Annotated in this window: 17 protein-coding genes; 10 read left to right on the top strand and 7 right to left on the bottom strand. The window is 65.7% G+C overall.

Annotated elements, in window-relative coordinates; all coding sequences use genetic code 11:
• Positions 1–8: 8 nt before the first annotated feature.
• Positions 9–1,094 (top strand): GGDEF domain-containing protein, encoded by a 1,086-nt coding sequence (locus SLQ30_RS03125; protein ID WP_319445360.1) that lies wholly within the window; start codon positions 9–11, stop codon positions 1,092–1,094.
• A gap of 432 nt (positions 1,095–1,526) precedes the next feature.
• The gene (locus tag SLQ30_RS03120) at positions 1,527–2,138 is read left to right on the top strand and encodes a hypothetical protein (RefSeq protein ID WP_319445359.1); all 612 of its coding nucleotides are present in this window, start codon (positions 1,527–1,529) and stop codon (positions 2,136–2,138) included.
• Between the two features lie 27 nt (positions 2,139–2,165).
• Here SLQ30_RS03120 and SLQ30_RS03115 read toward each other — a convergent pair whose 3' ends face one another.
• From SLQ30_RS03115 to SLQ30_RS03105, 3 genes are read right to left on the bottom strand one after another with little or no spacing between them, the layout of a single operon-like run.
• Complete coding sequence (locus SLQ30_RS03115) at positions 2,166–2,753, bottom strand: nucleoside deaminase (protein ID WP_319445358.1); 588 nt, start codon at positions 2,751–2,753, stop codon at positions 2,166–2,168.
• A 15-nt stretch (positions 2,754–2,768) separates the two neighbouring features.
• Positions 2,769–4,166, bottom strand: coding sequence for an APC family permease (locus tag SLQ30_RS03110; RefSeq protein ID WP_319445357.1), 1,398 nt, complete (start codon positions 4,164–4,166; stop codon positions 2,769–2,771).
• A gap of 27 nt (positions 4,167–4,193) precedes the next feature.
• A complete protein-coding gene (locus tag SLQ30_RS03105; protein WP_319445356.1) occupies positions 4,194–5,096 on the bottom strand; it encodes a proline iminopeptidase-family hydrolase in 903 nt (300 codons plus the stop codon).
• 88 nt (positions 5,097–5,184) lie between these two features.
• Between SLQ30_RS03105 and SLQ30_RS03100 the strand changes: the two genes are divergently transcribed.
• Genes SLQ30_RS03100 through SLQ30_RS03090 form a run of 3 tightly spaced genes read left to right on the top strand, consistent with a single transcriptional unit; the run spans position 5,185 to position 8,623 of the window.
• The gene (locus SLQ30_RS03100) at positions 5,185–5,952 is read left to right on the top strand and encodes a FadR/GntR family transcriptional regulator (protein WP_319445355.1); all 768 of its coding nucleotides are present in this window, start codon (positions 5,185–5,187) and stop codon (positions 5,950–5,952) included.
• A gap of 47 nt (positions 5,953–5,999) precedes the next feature.
• Positions 6,000–6,902 carry a 4-hydroxy-tetrahydrodipicolinate synthase gene (gene dapA / locus SLQ30_RS03095; protein WP_319445354.1) on the top strand — a complete coding sequence of 301 codons (903 nt, stop codon included), beginning with the start codon at positions 6,000–6,002 and terminating at the stop codon, positions 6,900–6,902.
• Complete coding sequence (locus SLQ30_RS03090) at positions 6,899–8,623, top strand: ribonuclease J (RefSeq protein ID WP_319445353.1); 1,725 nt, start codon at positions 6,899–6,901, stop codon at positions 8,621–8,623. Before dapA ends, SLQ30_RS03090 begins: the two co-directional genes overlap by 4 nt.
• Here the strand turns inward: SLQ30_RS03090 and SLQ30_RS03085 are convergent.
• The 3 genes from SLQ30_RS03085 to SLQ30_RS03075 are packed head-to-tail and all read right to left on the bottom strand — an operon-like array spanning position 8,620 to position 10,648.
• Positions 8,620–9,492 (bottom strand): SAM-dependent methyltransferase, encoded by an 873-nt coding sequence (locus SLQ30_RS03085; protein WP_319445352.1) that lies wholly within the window; start codon positions 9,490–9,492, stop codon positions 8,620–8,622. The genes SLQ30_RS03090 and SLQ30_RS03085 overlap by 4 nt on opposite strands.
• Positions 9,493–9,498: 6 nt before the next feature.
• Positions 9,499–10,305 carry a mycofactocin-coupled SDR family oxidoreductase gene (locus SLQ30_RS03080; RefSeq protein ID WP_319445351.1) on the bottom strand — a complete coding sequence of 269 codons (807 nt, stop codon included), beginning with the start codon at positions 10,303–10,305 and terminating at the stop codon, positions 9,499–9,501.
• 31 nt (positions 10,306–10,336) lie between these two features.
• Entirely contained in the window at positions 10,337–10,648 is a 312-nt protein-coding gene (locus tag SLQ30_RS03075) for a putative quinol monooxygenase (RefSeq protein WP_319445350.1), read from the bottom strand.
• A gap of 92 nt (positions 10,649–10,740) precedes the next feature.
• On the opposite strand from SLQ30_RS03075, the gene SLQ30_RS03070 reads away from it, so the two are divergent.
• On the top strand, positions 10,741–13,299 hold the full coding sequence (locus tag SLQ30_RS03070; protein WP_413467902.1) for a DNA translocase FtsK 4TM domain-containing protein: 2,559 nt from the start codon (positions 10,741–10,743) through the stop codon (positions 13,297–13,299).
• Positions 13,300–13,320: 21 nt separating this feature from the next.
• Here SLQ30_RS03070 and SLQ30_RS03065 read toward each other — a convergent pair whose 3' ends face one another.
• Complete coding sequence (locus tag SLQ30_RS03065; protein WP_319445348.1) at positions 13,321–13,836, bottom strand: amino-acid N-acetyltransferase; 516 nt, start codon at positions 13,834–13,836, stop codon at positions 13,321–13,323.
• Between the two features lie 41 nt (positions 13,837–13,877).
• Here SLQ30_RS03065 and pgsA point away from each other — a divergent pair, with 41 nt between their 5' ends.
• From pgsA to pspM, 4 genes are all read left to right on the top strand, one after another.
• The gene (gene pgsA, locus SLQ30_RS03060; RefSeq protein ID WP_319445347.1) at positions 13,878–14,474 is read left to right on the top strand and encodes a CDP-diacylglycerol--glycerol-3-phosphate 3-phosphatidyltransferase; all 597 of its coding nucleotides are present in this window, start codon (positions 13,878–13,880) and stop codon (positions 14,472–14,474) included.
• A 79-nt stretch (positions 14,475–14,553) separates the two neighbouring features.
• Complete coding sequence (clgR, locus tag SLQ30_RS03055; protein ID WP_319445346.1) at positions 14,554–14,886, top strand: transcriptional regulator ClgR; 333 nt, start codon at positions 14,554–14,556, stop codon at positions 14,884–14,886.
• A 131-nt stretch (positions 14,887–15,017) separates the two neighbouring features.
• Positions 15,018–15,827 carry a phage shock protein PspA gene (gene pspA, locus SLQ30_RS03050; RefSeq protein WP_319445345.1) on the top strand — a complete coding sequence of 270 codons (810 nt, stop codon included), beginning with the start codon at positions 15,018–15,020 and terminating at the stop codon, positions 15,825–15,827.
• Between the two features lie 12 nt (positions 15,828–15,839).
• Positions 15,840–16,658: a phage shock envelope stress response protein PspM gene (gene pspM / locus SLQ30_RS03045; protein ID WP_319445344.1), complete on the top strand. Its 819-nt coding sequence runs from the start codon at positions 15,840–15,842 to the stop codon at positions 16,656–16,658.
• Position 16,659: the final 1 nt, after the last annotated feature.

The raw sequence follows: 16,659 nt of genomic DNA, 5'->3' as shown, positions 1-16,659 counted from the left end.
GGAGCGCGGTGACGCGCTGGTGGCGGCAGACAGATCAGTTCGACTGGTTCAGCGTTTATCTGCACGACCGCGGGCTGCAGTTGCAGTGGCGGCTGGCCACATTCGTGTTCACGGCGATGCTCGGCGCGTTGCCGCTGGTGATGCTCGGCAGCCCGCTAGGGCCGGACAACTCTGTGACCACGGGCATCGCGATCGCCGCCGGGGTGTGTGGGTTCAGCGCCTCGCTGCTGTGGTTGTTCCGGTGGCCGACCCGCCGACAATCCCTGGTGTACAACGTCGTTTGTTCGGGGTGTACCGCCGCGACCTGCCTGGCGTTGTCGAGCCCCTATGCCGGCCTGATGGGATGCACGATATTCGCGGTGATCGGCGGGTTCGTCGCCTACTTCCACGTGATCACTCACGTTATCGGGAACTGCGCGTTGGCGATGACCTGCGCGGTGATTACCGCAAGCCGGCTGATCCTCGACACCGGCGACATCTCGGTGACCATCGCATCGATTCTCACCGTGGTCGCGCTCAATGTCGGGGTGCCGTTCGGAATCCACTCGTTGGTGCATTCGTTGCGCATCGACCTGCGAAACTCCGATCGCGATCCGCTCACCGGCCTGCTCAACCGGCGCTCCGTCTACAACGCGGTCCACGAGATCGCGGTGACCCAGCAAGGTTCGGTGGGAGTCCGTCTGAACGTCACGATGATCGACCTCGACCAATTCAAGAAGCTCAATGACACCCGCGGGCATGCCGTCGGTGACGAGGCTCTGGTCCACATCGGCGCCGTGCTCCGGGAGCACTGCAGTGGTGTTGCCGTCATCGGCCGACTCGGCGGCGAGGAGTTCGTGATCGCCGACAGCGAGCCCGCGGCCGACCATGCCAGGACCGTCGAACGCATCCGAGCGGGGATCGCCGCAACGCCATTTCAGATCACCGCGAGCCTCGGCACGTGCAGCGTGATCGTCGAACCCGGCACCTCGGTCGAGCATCCGGAGTTCGTCGACCGGCTCATCCATGTAGCGGACGCGGCGATGTACGAGTCGAAGCGGGCGGGCGGAGACCGAGTCCAGCATGGGCATCCTGATCAGATCGTCGCAGAGTGATGTCGTTGTCGCCCTCGGCCTTGCGGCGACAAGTCATGTTTGAAGCTTTGCGTGATCGGGTACCGGCAGTTGCAAATAGTCGAATGCGTCAATGTGGCCATCGGCGTTATTTGTGCGCTTTGCGAACGAAATGATCGATGCCGCCAAGCGGCTTGATTAAGTGGGAGGGCGACGGCTTTCCGGATCGTCCGAGATCGTCGGCGAACTCGGTCGTAGAACGGACTTCGTCGGCCTCCGGACGAGAAATGCCCAGGTTGAGGGGCCGTACCGCCAATCTGCCCGGCGCGATGGGCGAGTTCGTCATTGACAGGAACTTGCCACTAATTCACCAGATAGTGCGCATCGATTTGGCCGAAGTCCGAAAATTCACTCTGCAGTGCTACCGATTTTGTTAGGTTCCGAGAACGCGTTCTTCATTGAAAGGAATTCAATATGAACACCAAATTGATGACTCGGACCTCGGCTGCCGCTGCGACCCTCGCGCTCGCGGCCGCCTTCGCCGTCAGTTGCTCCCAGGCCAAGGAAGCGGGCAACGACGCCGCGTCGAGCGCTAGCAGCATCGCATCGTCCGTCGCAGGCCAGGCGACCAGCGGCGCGAGTGCAGCATCCAGCGCGGCGTCCAGTGCGGCGTCATCGGTCTTGGCAGGCGCACCCACCACCATCAACGTGCCCGGCGTCGGCGAGGTGGCACTCGACGGAGCGACTGCGGCGAAGTACCAGCAACTCGGCGGCGAGGGGACACTCGGGCTGCCAACCGGTCAGGCCGAGAAGGTGGGCAACGGCACGGCCCAGGCATTCGCCAACGGCACCATCTATTCCTCGCCGTCGACTGCTGCGTACCTGGTTCAGGGCGAAATCTTGAAGGTGTACGCCGCGCACGGCGGGCCGGCCGGAACGCTGGGCTTCCCGACGAGCGATGAATCACAGACCGCTGGCGGTCCCGATGTCCAAGGCGGGGGCTGGATCAGCGAATTCGAGCACGGTTCCATCAGCTGGCTCAACCAGGGCAACGGCGTCTTCAAAGAGACCGTCGCCCAGAAGTAGTCGCTTTTCGAACGGAGGCCGCAGAGCTCAGTTCAGCGGAATGTCGTTGTCGCCCTTGGTCTCCTGATACTGATCGGACAGTGCGGCATACGTCGCCTTGATGCCTTCGGTCTGCTCGCGTAGCCGCGTGCGCAGCGGTTCTGCTTCCGAGTCGACCAGGTCGGATATCGAGTACGCCGTCCAGAACTCGTTGGTGCGTCGGTAGCCGCCGGGTTCCAGCCCGAACAGTTCCTTCAGGATCTTGAGGTCATGCGGGATGGCGAAGGCGTCCCGCGAGTCTTCGTGGCTGTAGAAGTAGTAGTAGTTGTCGAACCCGGCCCAGGTGATGGCCGACATGCACAGCGTGCATGGCTCGTGGGTGGTCAGAAACACCAACTCCTTGGTCGACGGCCGATCGTGCAGCTCGTAGAACTGGTTGAGCGTGTTGATCTCGCCGTGGAGCAGTGGGTTGTCGGTTTCGTCGTTGGTGCCTGCGATGACAAGCGACAGGTCGTCCTTGCGCAGCAGTGCCGCACCGAACACCTTGTTGCCCTCGGCGACGCCGCGAGCCGTCATCGGCAGGATGTCACCCGCGATGACGTCGAGCAGGCGGGGGGCGATCGTCGTAGCTGGCATGGCACATCTTAGCGCCTAGGTGTCCGCGGATTCCTCGGCCAATTCAGGGACGCCCTTCCCGCGAAATACGTTGACTGCGAACACCACAGCGCCGATGACCAACCACACCAGCCCGCCGATCTTGGCTAGCGCGTCGGCATTGAACAAGACGAAGGCGATGATCAAGAAACCCAACGTGGGGACCACCAGGTGCAGCAGGTAGTTCTTCGACTTCTGGCGGACCAGGTAGTACCAGACCACCGAGATGTGCAGCAGGCAAAAGCCAAAGAGCGCACCGAAGTTCACCAACGACGAGATCAACCCGATCTGGCCGACGAAGAACAGCACAAGCACGATGCTGAGCGCGCTGACCACCAGGATCGCGGAGATCGGTACCTTCCGGCTGCTAATCTTGGACAGGAATTTCGGCAGCTGACCGTCGCGGCTCATCGAATACAGCAGTCTGCTGGTGGCGGCCTGCGCGGCCATCGCGTTGGCGAACCCGACCGCCATCACATTGACGGCGAAGAACGCGTTCATCCATCCGGTGTTCGACGCCGCCTGCACTAGCGTGAAGAAGGCGTTGCCAAGCTCGTCGTCGCTGAACGATTCTCGGCCCCCGGCGAGCAGGCTGGCCAGCCAGGTCTGTGTGACGAACAGGAACGCGACCACGAACAGCGCGATGATCATTGCTCGGCCCGCCGGGTTCTTGCGTCCCGTCGATTCCTCGGCGAGCGTCGAGATACCGTCGAACCCAAGGAAACTCAGCACGGCGATGGACAGGGCGCTCGCGATCAGGGGCGCGCTCACCGTGTTGGAGTCCCAGATCGGGAGCGTGCTCCAGCCCACGTTGGGCAGGCTGTCGCCGTTGATCGCCCGCACCGCGATGACGACGAAGATGACGACGAAGACGAGCTCGATGGCCAGGAACACGCGATTGGCGATCTTCAGCGAGCCGATCCCGGCAAGGTTGATGATCGTGTTGACGACGACGAACACGACGGCCCACAACCATCGCGGGGTACCGGGAAACAGTCCGATCATGGACTCGGCGGCGAACACGTACAGCAGGGTCGGCACCAGCAGGTAGTCCAGCAGGATGGCCCAGCCTGCAAAGAAGCCGAGCCCAGGATGCACGCCGCGGCCGACGTAGGAGAACACCGAGCCGGCCAACGGGAACGACTTCGCCATCTGTGCGTAGGCCAACGCGGTGAACACCATCGCCACCAAGCCGATGACGTACACCAGCGGCACCATGCCCGAGGCGCTGTTGTAGACGGTGCCGAAGATGGCCCACGGCGCGATCGGCACCATGAACACCAGTCCGTAGACGAGTAGGTCCAGCGTCGACACCGAACGGTTGAGTTCCTGTGCGTAGCCGAATGATTCGAGCGTGCGCTGGGCCGCGGGAGTGGGCGCGTCGGGTTTGGTCATGGGGCTGTCCTGTCCGTCGAAGGTTGCTCAGGCGGGGTCGTGCTCGGCGAGAAACGCGGCGACGACGGCGCGGAACTCCTCGGGTTGCTCGAGATGCGTGCAGTGGCTCGCGCCCTCGAAGACATGGCTGCGGGCGTCGCGGATGAGCTCGACGTACGGGCGCCAGGTGGCAGGGGTGGCCTCGTCGAATTCACCGGCTATCACCAACGTCGGGACGGAGATTCGGTCCAATCGGTCGATCACGGTCCAGTTCCGCAGGGTGCCGACGACGTGAAACTCGTTGGGGCCGTTCATGGTGTGGTAGACCGTCGGCTCGGCCTCCATCTGGCGCTCGCTGTCGACGAAGTCCGATGGCGTCGGCTCGACCCGGCACACGTGGCGGCGGTAGAACTCCATCGTGGCGGCGAGGTACTCCGGATCGGAGACGGTGCCTGCCGTCTCGTGATGATCCAGGGCTGCTTGCGTGTCGGGAGGTAGCTGCGCGCGAAGTTCCCCGGCGCCCTCGACCCACAACTGCATCGATGCCGGTGAGTTGCAGATCGACAGGCTGACCAGTCCCTCGGGCTGACGAACGGCGATCTCGGTGCCCAGCATTCCGCCCCAGGACTGCCCAAGCAGGTGATATCGGTCGATTCCCAATTCGGTTCTGACGGTGTGAAACTCGTCCACGAACAGGTCCGGGGTCCAGAAGTCCCGTGGCGCGTCGGGTAGGTGGGTGCTGTGGCCGCAGCCGAGTTGGTCGTAGTGGATGACTCGACGTCCGGTTTCGTCGGCGAGTGCGGCGATGTTGCGGACGTAGTCGTGGGCCATCCCTGGCCCGCCGTGGAGCACGATCAACGGAAGGGTGTCTGGTCTTGGCGTCTCCGGCGTCGTGATTCGTACCCAGGTCTCGAAGTTCCGGAACGGCACCGTGTGGGTGAGAACGGCCATGGAGCTCACAATGAACCCATAATGGTCTTATCGCAAGACCATTGCGGCGAATTAACATTCCCGTATCGAGGGGAAGGGGATCGCGCAGATGGCCGAACAGGTCGCGGGGCCGCTGTCGGGGTTGCTTGCTCAGCAGCTCGCGATGCCTTCGCGGGTCGACGAGATCACCGATCGGCTCGTCACTGCCATCGCGATCGGCGAATACCTGCCCGGCGCGCGACTGCCGGTCGAGAGGGAACTCGCCACTGCCCTCGGGGTCGGACGCATGACCGTGCGGGCCGCCCTCGCCCGTCTGGTCGAACGCGGACTGTTGGAGACCCGCAGGGGGCGTGGGGGCGGCTCGTACGTGGTGGACCAGTGGCCTGAGTCGTCCACCGACGCGGTCCGACGCACGCTGTCGATCCGACTGGGCGAGCTGCGCGATCGCTGCGACGCCATCTGTCGGCTACACGGCGCAATCTGTCGAGCCGCAGCCGAGGCCAGAACCACCGCTGACGTCGCCGAGCTTCGGGCCGCGTTGGAGGAATATCGGACCGCAAGCAGCGGACTCGCGGCCCAGCAGGCCGACAGCAGGCTCCACCTGGCGATCATGGAGGCGGCCCACAATCCAGTGCTCAAGCAGGTGCTCGTCGACCTCGAGGCCTCGATCAGCATTGGCGCGCCCGCCCACCTGTGGGGCGAGCCGTCGACCATGCGGCAGATGGAGCAGCGCTCGCTTCACGAGCACGAGGACTTGATCGCCGCGATCGCCGACGGCCACGAAGATCGCGCGGACGCGCTGGCCCGTGCCCACGTCGGCATCGACTTCGAGCACATCGCCACCGCGATGCGCCGCGCAGGCATGCTCGTCGACTGAGCAACACCCACAGGAAGACCTCGCGCGAGCGGGTAGCCTTGACGCCCGTGAGCACCAGCGGAATCGACGTCAGCGCACGCCTGGGCACCGTGCTGACTGCCATGGTGACGCCGTTCGGCCCGGACGGCTCGCTCGATGTGGCCGCCGCGAAGAAGGTAGCGACTCATCTGGTCGACTCGGGATGCGACGGGCTGGTGGTGTCCGGCACCACCGGTGAGTCGCCGACCACCACCGATGACGAGAAGCTCGCCCTGTTGGATGCGGTGCTCGAAGCCGTCGGTGACCGCGCCCGAGTGATCGCCGGAGCAGGCAGCTACGACACCGCACACAGCGTGCGGCTGGCCAAGGCCTGTGCGGCCCACGGCGCGCACGGATTGCTGGTCGTGACGCCCTATTACTCGCGGCCGCCTCAGGCCGGACTCGTTGCGCACTTCACCGCCGTCGCGGATGCGACCGAGCTTCCAATCGTGCTCTACGACATCCCGCCACGATCGGTAGTGCCGATCGAATGGGACACCGTCCGCACGGTGGCAGCGCATCCGAACATCGTGGCCATCAAGGACGCGAAGGGTGACCTACACGGCGGCGCGATGATCATGGCCGAGACCGGACTGGCCTATTACTCCGGGGACGACGCGCTGAACCTGCCATGGTTGGCGATGGGCGCGACGGGTTTCATCAGCGTATGGGGTCACCTCGCCGCAAGCCAGTTACGAAACATGTTGTCGGCGTTCACCTCCGGTGACGTGGCCACCGCGCGCAAGTGCCACGTGACGCTCGGCGCACTCAACGATGCGCAGAACCGGCTCGGAGGCGTCACGATGGCCAAGGAAGGACTTCGGTTGCAGGGCATCGAGACTGGCGATCCGCGGCTGCCGCAGATTCCGGCCACGCCGGATCAGATCGAGGCGCTGGCAGCCGACATGCGCGCCGCTGGCGTGCTCCGATGAGCGCCGCGGCTGGAACCACTCCGGCGAGCACCGGCGAAGCGCCGACGGCTCCGCTGACGCCGCCCGGGCCACTGGCTCCCGGCGGCCTGCGGGTGACCGCGCTCGGCGGCATCAGCGAAATCGGCCGCAACATGACCGTTTTCGAACACCTCGGCCGACTGCTGATCATCGACTGCGGGGTGCTGTTCCCGGGCCACGACGAGCCCGGTGTCGATCTGATCCTGCCCGATCTGCGCCACATCGAGGACCGCCTCGACGACATCGAGGCGCTGGTACTGACCCACGCCCACGAGGATCACATCGGAGCCATCCCGCACCTGCTGAAGCTACGTGCCGACATCCCGGTCGTCGGATCGAAGTTCACCTTGGCGCTAGTGGCGGCGAAGTGTCGTGAGCATCGCATCAAGCCGGTGTTCGTGGAGGTCTCCGAACACCAAAGCAGCAAACACGGCGTGTTCGAGTGTGAGTACTTCGCCGTCAACCACTCGATCCCGGATGCCCTGGCGATCGCCGTGTACACCGGCGCTGGGACGGTGCTGCACACCGGTGACATCAAGCTCGACCAGCTGCCGTTGGACGGGCGTCCCACCGATCTCCCGGGAATGTCGCGCCTCGGCGACGCCGGGGTCGATCTGTTCCTCTGCGATTCGACGAACGCCGAGATTCCTGGCGTCGGGCCCTCGGAGAGCGAGATCGGGCCGAACATGCACCGGCTGATCCGCGGCGCAGAGGGGCGGGTCATCGTCGCCTGCTTCGCCTCCAACGTCGCGCGCGTGCAACAGATCATCGATGCATCGGTGGCCCTTGGGCGCAAGGTGTCGTTCGTTGGTCGGTCGATGGTGCGCAACATGGGCATCGCCAAGGAGCTCGGCTTCCTCACCGTCGCCGACGACGACGTCATCGACATCGGCGCCGCGGAGATGCTGCCGCCCGAACGCGTCACGCTGGTCACGACAGGGACGCAGGGCGAGCCGATGGCCGCACTGTCGCGGATGTCGCGCGGCGAACACCGCAGCATCACGCTGACCCGGGGCGATCTGATCATCATGTCGTCGTCGCAGATCCCGGGCAACGAGGAGGCGATCTTCGGCGTACTGGATGCGCTGGCCAAGATCGGGGTTCGCGTCGTGACCAACGGGCAGGTGCGAATTCACGTTTCGGGTCACGCCTACGCCGGGGAACTGCTGTTCCTCTACAACGGAGTCCGGCCGCGCAACGTGATGCCGGTGCACGGCACCTGGCGCCACCTCCGGGCCAATGCCGCGTTGGCGGTGAAGTCGGGTGTGCCCGAGGAGTCGATCGTGCTCGCCGAGAACGGCGTCAGCGTCGACCTTGTCGGTGGGAAGGCATCCATCGCGGGAGCCGTGCCCGTCGGCAAGATGTTCGTCGACGGACTGATCACCGGCGACGTCGGCGATGCCATCGTCGGTGAACGCCTCACGCTGGCATCGGGTTTCATCGGCGTCACCGTGGTCGTCCGCCGCGGAACCGGAAAGTTGGCCGCTCCGCCGCAGCTGCATTCGCGTGGCTTCTCGGAGGATCCCAAGGCGCTGGAGCCGGCGACCCGCAAAGTCGCCGAGGCGCTGGAAGGCCTTGCCGCGGAAAAGGTCACCGACCCGACGCGGATCGCGCAAGCCGTGCGCCGCGCGATCGGCAAATGGGTTGGCGAGGTCTACCGCCGTCAGCCGATGATCGTGCCGACCGTGCTCGAGATCGATTAGATCTTCTCGGCGTAGGCCGACCATTCGAGCGGGGACGTGTCGAGGGTGCGGCCGGACGGCCGAACGTAGCGGTTCATGAACTCGTCGGGTCCGACCTGCTCGATCAGTCGCCAGCCGTACGGCGCGATGAAGTCCGCGACGTCCTCCGGCACCAGGCCGAACTTCCACACCTGACGCCGCTGCCGAAAGTTCCTGTACAGCCCCGGCGCACCGTAAAGCTCGTCGCCGTCGATGAACTCGCGTCGCACGTAGGTGAAGTCTAGTCGGCTGCCGGGAGCCGCATGGGCCAACTCCGTGAACGTCGCACGCACGGCCGACTCAGTCAGGTACTGCGTCACGCCTTCCCACACGAAGAAGGTGCGGTACTCGGGCCGATAGCCGTGCGACGCGAGGGTCGCCATCAGGTCGTCGCGTTCGAAGTCGACGGGCACCAGCTGCACTGAGGCCGGGGGCGTTCCCAGCACCCTGGCGACCACCTTCTTCTTGCGGTCGACGTTGAGCGGTTGGTCGACCTCGAAGACCGGAGTGTCGCTGCGGCGGGCGAGTCGGTATGCCCTGGTGTCGAATCCAGCGCCCAGGACCACTACCGCGTCGATGTCACCCAGCGCCTGCTTGAGGTTGTCGTCGATGTAGTGCTTGCGGCACGCCATGTTGGCCCACATTCCGGGCCCGGACCTCTCAGAGAGCTTGATGACGGCGCGTCGCAACGGGGCCAGCCGGGTTGCGGCCACCAACGCCCTCAGCGCGACGGGGAGGAAGGCCGCCGCGAGGTCATCGTCCACGAGCCGACGGCCCGGCGGCTCGTGCTGTTCGACCGCCGATAGCACCATCGGACCAAAGGCCGTCTGCGCTTCCGGGTTTCGGGCCATCGCTCGTCAGCGTTTGTTGGTGTAGCCCGCGTCGACGGGCAACGTCACACCAGTGATGTGGCGGGCCGCATCGGACACCAGCCAGGCCACGGTGTTGGCGATGTCCTCCGCTTCGATGGTGTCCATCTGCACCGAACTGTTGCCGCCGACGTCATTGGCCATGTCCTCGAGCCATTTCCTGGTGAACTCGTTCTCGATCATCGGGGTTCGGACGCCCGCGGGGTGAATCGAGTTCACCCGGATGTCCAGCGAACCAAGGAGATTCGCGTACACCCGCATGAGCCCGACCATGCCATGCTTGGCGGCGGCGTAGCCGATGGAGCCGGCTTGGGGAGCGGCGAGGCCCACCAGGCCGGCCACCGAACTCGTCAACACGATCGCTCCGCCGTTGCCTGCCTTGATCATTGGGCGCATTCCGACGTCGATGGTGTGGTAGACGCCGGTGAGGTTCACGTCGATGACGTCCTGCCAGGCGTCCTCGCCGGCCATGGGTGCGATACCTGCGTTGGCGATCACGATGTCTAGCCGTCCGCCGAGCTCTTCGACGCCTGCCTTCAGCGCCGTCTTGAGCGCGTCGCGATCGCGAACGTCGGCCTCGTGCGCGGCGATGCGGGCGCCGGCCTCCTCGACGAGTTTGACCGTGGCGTTCAGGTCGTCGGGCGTGGCCATGGGGTAGGGCACCGATGCGATCTGGTCACAGAGGTCAACCGCGATGATGTCGGCACCCTCGGACGCCAGTTTGACCGCGTGGGCGCGGCCTTGTCCCCGGGCCGCGCCAGTGATGAATGCGACCTTGCCGCTCAGCGATCCCAACGTGCTCCTCGCTTCCTCGCGCAAACGCTCGTCAGGGCCGCAGTTGGCCCTTGGCCGGATCGCCGGCGACGACGGGCGCCAACACCTTGATGTCGGGCGCGCCGTCCAGATGCTCTCCGATCGCGCCGACCAGGGCGGCGATGGCCGGGGCGGTGCTGTGGGTCTTCAGTGCGTCATCGTCGGCCCACTGCTCGACGAAGACGAACGTGCCGTCGGCCTCGTGCAGCGCGTAGAGGTCGCAGCCGGGCTCCGAATGCACGGCCTTGATTGCGGTCGTGCAGGCTTCCCGCACCGTGTCGACGGATTCGGGCTTGGCGGTCAAGGTGGCAACGACGACGGGCATGGATGAGACTCCTCAGCGAGTTTCACGGGTGTAGCCGGACAGTTGTCCACCCTACTGATAGGAAGCCCAGCTACAAACATTGGAATCGACCTGTGACCAGTGTGGCTGATGGTGAATATGGGGCTATTGCGACTAGGCTGATGGCCATGGCTAGTAAGACCGCAGCCCGCTCGGGTGCCCGTTCGACCAGGTCAAAGGCCGGTTCGCGCGCGTCAGCCCGCCCAGCGCGGCCCGCCCCACGACGCAAACCGGCGCCACGACGCAAGGCTTCGCCGATCGGAACCGCGGGCTCCGCGGTCGGCCGGACCGCGCGCGCCGGGTGGCTGATGGTCGCCAAGGGGGCCGGAACCACCGCCCGCTCGGTGGGCCGCGCCCGTGATCTAGAGCCCGGGCATCGGCGGGACGGCATCGCCTTGGCGCTGCTGGGCATCGCCGTCGTGGTCGCCGCTAGCACCTGGTTCGGAGCGGCCGGTCCGGTCGGCGCGTGGATAGACACCGCCCTCCGGACCGTCATCGGCGGGGCTGTCGTGCTCGTCCCGATCCTGCTCGCCGCGCTCGCGGTGATCCTCATGCGCAGCGAACCGCAGCCCGAGGCGCGCCCGCGACTCGTCCTCGGCGCCGCGATGATCGGGTTGCCGGCGCTGGGGCTCTGGCACCTTTGGTCGGGAGCGCCTCAGGAGCCCTTCGCCCGTCAGCACGCCGGAGGGTTCGTTGGCTTCGCCATTGGCGGCCCGCTGTCCGACGGGCTGACGCCGTGGATCGCGACCCCCTTGCTCATCATCGGGCTGCTGTTCGGGGTCTTGTTGATGACGGGGACGACCATCCGAGAGGCCCCGTCCGCACTGAGCAACTGGCTGGGCATCGGTGCTCATCACGATGACGACGAGTACTACGACGACGACGAGTACGACGACGCGCCCGAGCAGGCCGACGACTTCTCCGACGGCTACTACGACGATCCGGACGGATACGACGGTGGACAGGCGTGGCCGGCGGCCAGCCAACCCGACCTGCCTGCCGGCTCGCCGATGGACAACTACCCGCTCGACGAGGCCCCGACCATCCCCGAACCTGCCGTCCGGCCGGCCCGGCGCAAGAAGGTCGCCAAGAAGCAGGACACCGTGCCACTGGACCGCGTCGTCGAGGGGCCGTACACACTGCCGTCGCTCGATCTGTTGGAGGCGGGGGATCCGCCGAAGGTGCGCAGCGCCGCCAACGACAAGATGGTCGAGGTCATCGGGTCGGTACTTGAACAGTTCAAGGTCGACGCCGCCGTCACCGGGTGCACCCGTGGCCCGACGGTCACGCGCTACGAAGTCGAACTCGGCCCGGGAGTCAAGGTCGAGAAGATCACGGCGCTGCAAAAGAACATCGCCTACGCCGTTGCCACCGAGAGTGTGCGCATGCTCGCGCCGATTCCCGGCAAGTCCGCGGTCGGCATCGAGGTTCCCAACACCGATCGCGAGATGGTTCGGCTGTCCGATGTGCTGACCGCTCCGACGACGCGCCGCGACCACCACCCGTTGGTCATCGGGCTTGGCAAGGACATCGAGGGCCACTTCATTTCGGCCAACCTGGCGAAGATGCCGCACCTGCTCGTCGCAGGCTCGACCGGTTCGGGCAAGTCGAGCTTCGTGAACTCGATGCTGGTGTCGTTGCTCACCAGGGCCACCCCGGACGAGGTCAGGATGATCCTCATCGACCCGAAGATGGTGGAACTCACGCCGTATGAAGGCATTCCGCACCTCATCACGCCCATCGTCACGCAGCCCAAGAAGGCGGCCGCGGCCCTGGCCTGGCTGGTCGAGGAGATGGAACAGCGCTACCAGGACATGCAGGCCAACCGGGTGCGCCACATCGACGACTTCAACGCGAAGGTGAAGTCCGGCGAGATCACGGCGCCACTGGGCAGCGAGCGCGTGTACAAGCCATATCCCTACATCCTCGCCATCGTCGACGAGCTTGCCGACCTGATGATGACGGCGCCGCGTGACGTCGAGGATGCGATCGTGCGCATCACCCAGAAGGCGCGCGCCGCTGGCATTCATCTGGTGCTGGCCACTCAGCGGCCGTCGGTCGACGTCGTCACCGGTTTGATCAAGACCAACGTGCCGTCGCGGTTGTCGTTCGCCACCTCGTCGCTCACCGACAGTCGGGTCATCCTCGACCAGCCTGGCGCCGAGAAACTGATCGGCATGGGTGACGGGTTGTTCCTGCCGATGGGCGCCAACAAGCCGATCCGCCTCCAGGGCGCCTACATCTCCGATGAGGAGATCCAGGCCGTGGTCGAAGCGACCAAGTCACAGGCCGAACCGGACTACACCGACGGTGTCACGACGGCCAAGCCGACCGGCGAGCGCACCGACGCCGACCCCGACATCGGTGACGACATGGACGTCTTCCTGCAGGCGGTCGAACTCGTGGTGTCCTCGCAGTTCGGGTCAACCTCGATGCTGCAGCGCAAGCTGCGGGTGGGGTTCGCCAAGGCGGGCCGGCTGATGGACCTGATGGAGACGCGCCAAATCGTGGGGCCCAGCGAGGGTTCCAAGGCCCGCGAGGTGCTGGTCAAGCCGGACGAACTCGCGGGCACGCTGATGCTGATCCGCGGCGGCGCGGACGCGAACGGCGCAGACGCCGAGGACGAGTTCTAGAAGCGGTCCGAACCGTCGCGGCTACAAGACCAAGAGCATGCGCGAGTTTCCGAGGATGTTGGGTTTGACGTAGGACAGGTCGAGGAACTCCGCCACGCCGATGTCGTACGAACGGCACATCTCCTCGTACACCTCGGCGGTGACCGGGGTGCCGTCGATCTCCTTGAACCCGTGGCTGCCGAAGAAGCCGACCTCGAAGGTGAGCACGAAGATCCGTTCGAGGTGAAGTTCCCGTGCCACGGCGAGCAGATGCCGGACGACGGCGTGTCCGACGCCTTTGCCGCGAACCTTCGGATGTACCGCGACCGTGCGCACTTCGCCCAGGTCAGACCACAGCACGTGCAGCGCACCGCAGCCGACGAGCTCCCCGTCGAGCTCCGCAACCCAGAACTCCTGGACGGCCTCGTAGAGCGTCACCAGGTTCTTCTCCAACAGGATGCGCCCGGCGTAGATGTCGACCAGAGCCTTGACCCCGGGGACGTCGGAAGTACGGGCACGGCGAACCGCCAAACCTTCGATCTGGGGCGCGTCGCTCACGCTGCGAGAATATCGGCTGGCGCAAACGATATTCTGTTGCGGTGACGGGTCAGCCTGAAGTGAACCCCGCTGTCCCGCGGGTCGGCGTGGCGAACGTCGCGAACCTGCTGACCGGGTTGCGGATGGTGTTGGTCCCGGTATTCCTGGTGGCGCTCTTCGTCGGCGACGGACACCAAACGAATTGGCGGATAGTCGCTTTCGTGATCTTCGCCACGGCGGTCATCACCGACCGGTTCGACGGGGCGCTGGCTCGCACCTACGACCTGGTCACGGAGTTCGGCAAGCTCGCCGATCCGATCGCCGACAAGGCGCTGATCGGGGCGGCGCTGATCGGGCTTTCGCTGCTCGGCGACCTCCCGTGGTGGGTCACGGTGGTGATCCTCGTCCGCGAACTCGGCGTGACGGCGTTGCGCTTTGCGGTGCTGCGCGATGGCGTCATCCCGGCCAGCCGGGGCGGCAAGCTGAAGACGCTGGTCCAGGCCATTGCAATCGGTCTATTCATCCTGCCGCTGTCCGGGATGTGGCATACCGCCGCGTGGGTCATCATGTGGGCCGCGCTCGTCCTGACCGTGGTCACGGGCGTTGACTACGTCGTCTCGGCCGTCCGTGCTTCGCGAACTCGCACCGCAGGTCACTGACACTTTCAGCCGTCGGGAACCAATTCGCAGCGCACATGCGTTCTGGAACGTAGAGAGCGTCGAGGCGAAGGAGAGCGCGATGACGACATTGCTGCGCGAGGTGATCGGCGACGTGCTGCGTCGAGTCAGGATGGAACAGGGCCGGACCCTGCGTGAGGTGTCCGATGACGCCCGCGTCAGCCTTGGTTACCTCTCGGAGGTCGAACGGGGCCGCAAGGAGGCGTCCAGCGAGTTGCTCAGCGCCATCTGCGGAGCGCTCGAGGTTCCGTTGTCTCGGGTGTTGACCGACGCAGGGGAGTCGATGGCCCTTCAGGAGCGCGTCCCGGCCGACGCGATGGCCGCCAGCACCTCGAACATCGACGTCAGCACCAAGGTCGTCATCCCGCAAGTCGTGTCGATGGCGGTTGCCTAAGCGCTAGTGCCCGCGGAACGCGGAATTCGCCCACAAGGGGTGTGGTCACGTCCGCAGAACCGATAAGTTGACACCTAGCGCAACCACTCGAGCCCGTCGCCGGGCACGACACACGAAGGCGGAACGAACCGATGGCCAACCCGTTCACCAAGGCGTGGAAGTACCTCATGGCGCTGTTCAGCTCCAAGGTCGACGAATACGCCGACCCGAAGGTGCAGATCCAGCAGGCCATCGAGGAGGCCCAGCGTCAGCACCAGGGGCTGACCCAGCAGGCCGCACAGGTCATCGGCAATCAGCGTCAGCTCGAGATGCGGCTGAACCGGCAGCTCGCCGACATCGAGAAGCTTCAGGTCAATGTGCGCCAGGCACTGACCCTGGCGGACCAGGCCACTGCCGCGGGTGATGCCGCCAAGGCCACCGAGTACACCAACGCGGCCGAGGCATTCGCGGCTCAGCTGGTCACCGCCGAGCAGAGCGTGGAGGACCTCAAGACGCTGCACGACCAGGCGTTGCAGGCCGCCGGGCAAGCCAAGAAGGCCGTCGAACAGAACGCGATGGTGCTTCAGCAGAAGATCGCCGAGCGCAGCAAGCTGCTCAGCCAGCTCGAGCAGGCCAAGATGCAAGAGCAGGTCAGCGCCTCGCTGAATTCCATGAGCGAGATCGCAGCGCCCGGCAACACGCCCAGCCTGGACGAGGTCCGGGAGAAGATCGAACGCCGCTACGCCAACGCGATGGGGGCCGCGGAACTGGCCACGGGTTCGGTGCAAGGTCGGATGATGGAGATCCAGCAGGCCAGCGTCGAGATGGCCGGACACTCCCGGCTCGAACAGATCCGGGCGTCGATGCGCGGCGACGCGCTGCCGTCGGGCAATGCAGGCGCCCCGGCCACGCCGGCCGCAGCTCCGCCCGCCGCGACACCGGAAAACCCCTTACCGCAGTAACATTCACCGAACATGGCACACGATTCGAGGAGTGGACGCGCAGAGGGCTGGCGCACCTTGGTGCAGCGCGGGGTCGATACCGCCGCGGAACTGTCCGACGTCGTGGCACAGAAGCTGGGTGCGGCGGCCGATCAGCGCGCCAAGTTGTTGCGCAAGCGCCGTTGGGCTCTTCGGGCGGGCTGGTTCTTCACGTTGTCCACGGGCCTCTGGATCACGGTGACGGCGGTGCTCGCCTCCTGGAGCACGCCGGCCTGGGCACTGCTGATCCCAGGCGCCATTGCCGCAGGCGCCGCGTTCTGGGCCACGCTGGCCTTCATGCGCTACCGGTGGCTCAAGGGCACCCCGCTGCCGCCGGAACGCACCTTCAGGCGGCTACCGCCGTGGGGATCGGCGGCCCGCGATCCCATGGCGGCGCTGGCCTCGGCCGAGCGGGGACTGTTTTCCTTGCTCGGCGTCATGCAACGCGGCCAGATGTTGCCCGAGGACGAACTTCTCGAGGTGACTACGGCCGCCAACCAGACCGCGGCCACCATGACGGCCACGGCGGGCGAGGTGGTGTCGATGGAGCGGGCCGCCAATGCCGCTCCACGATCTCGTGCCCACCTGACACCCACGATCCGTGCGTTCGTCGCCCAACTCGACAGTGGGGCGCGGCAGTACGACGAAATGGTCACCGCCGCAGCGCAGTTGGTGTCTGCGGCCAACTCCGGGTCGATGTCGAGCTCGCCGATGTCGGCGCTGCGCTACCGGCACGAACTCGCCGATGCCACCGATCGGTTGACCGGGTGGGCCCAGGCGTTCGACGAACTAGGACACCTGCGCCGCGCGTGAA

Source organism: Mycobacterium sp. RTGN4 (assembly GCF_033804635.1).
Lineage (GTDB): Bacteria > Actinomycetota > Actinomycetes > Mycobacteriales > Mycobacteriaceae > Mycobacterium.
This window is presented reverse-complemented; position numbering and strand designations above follow the sequence as displayed.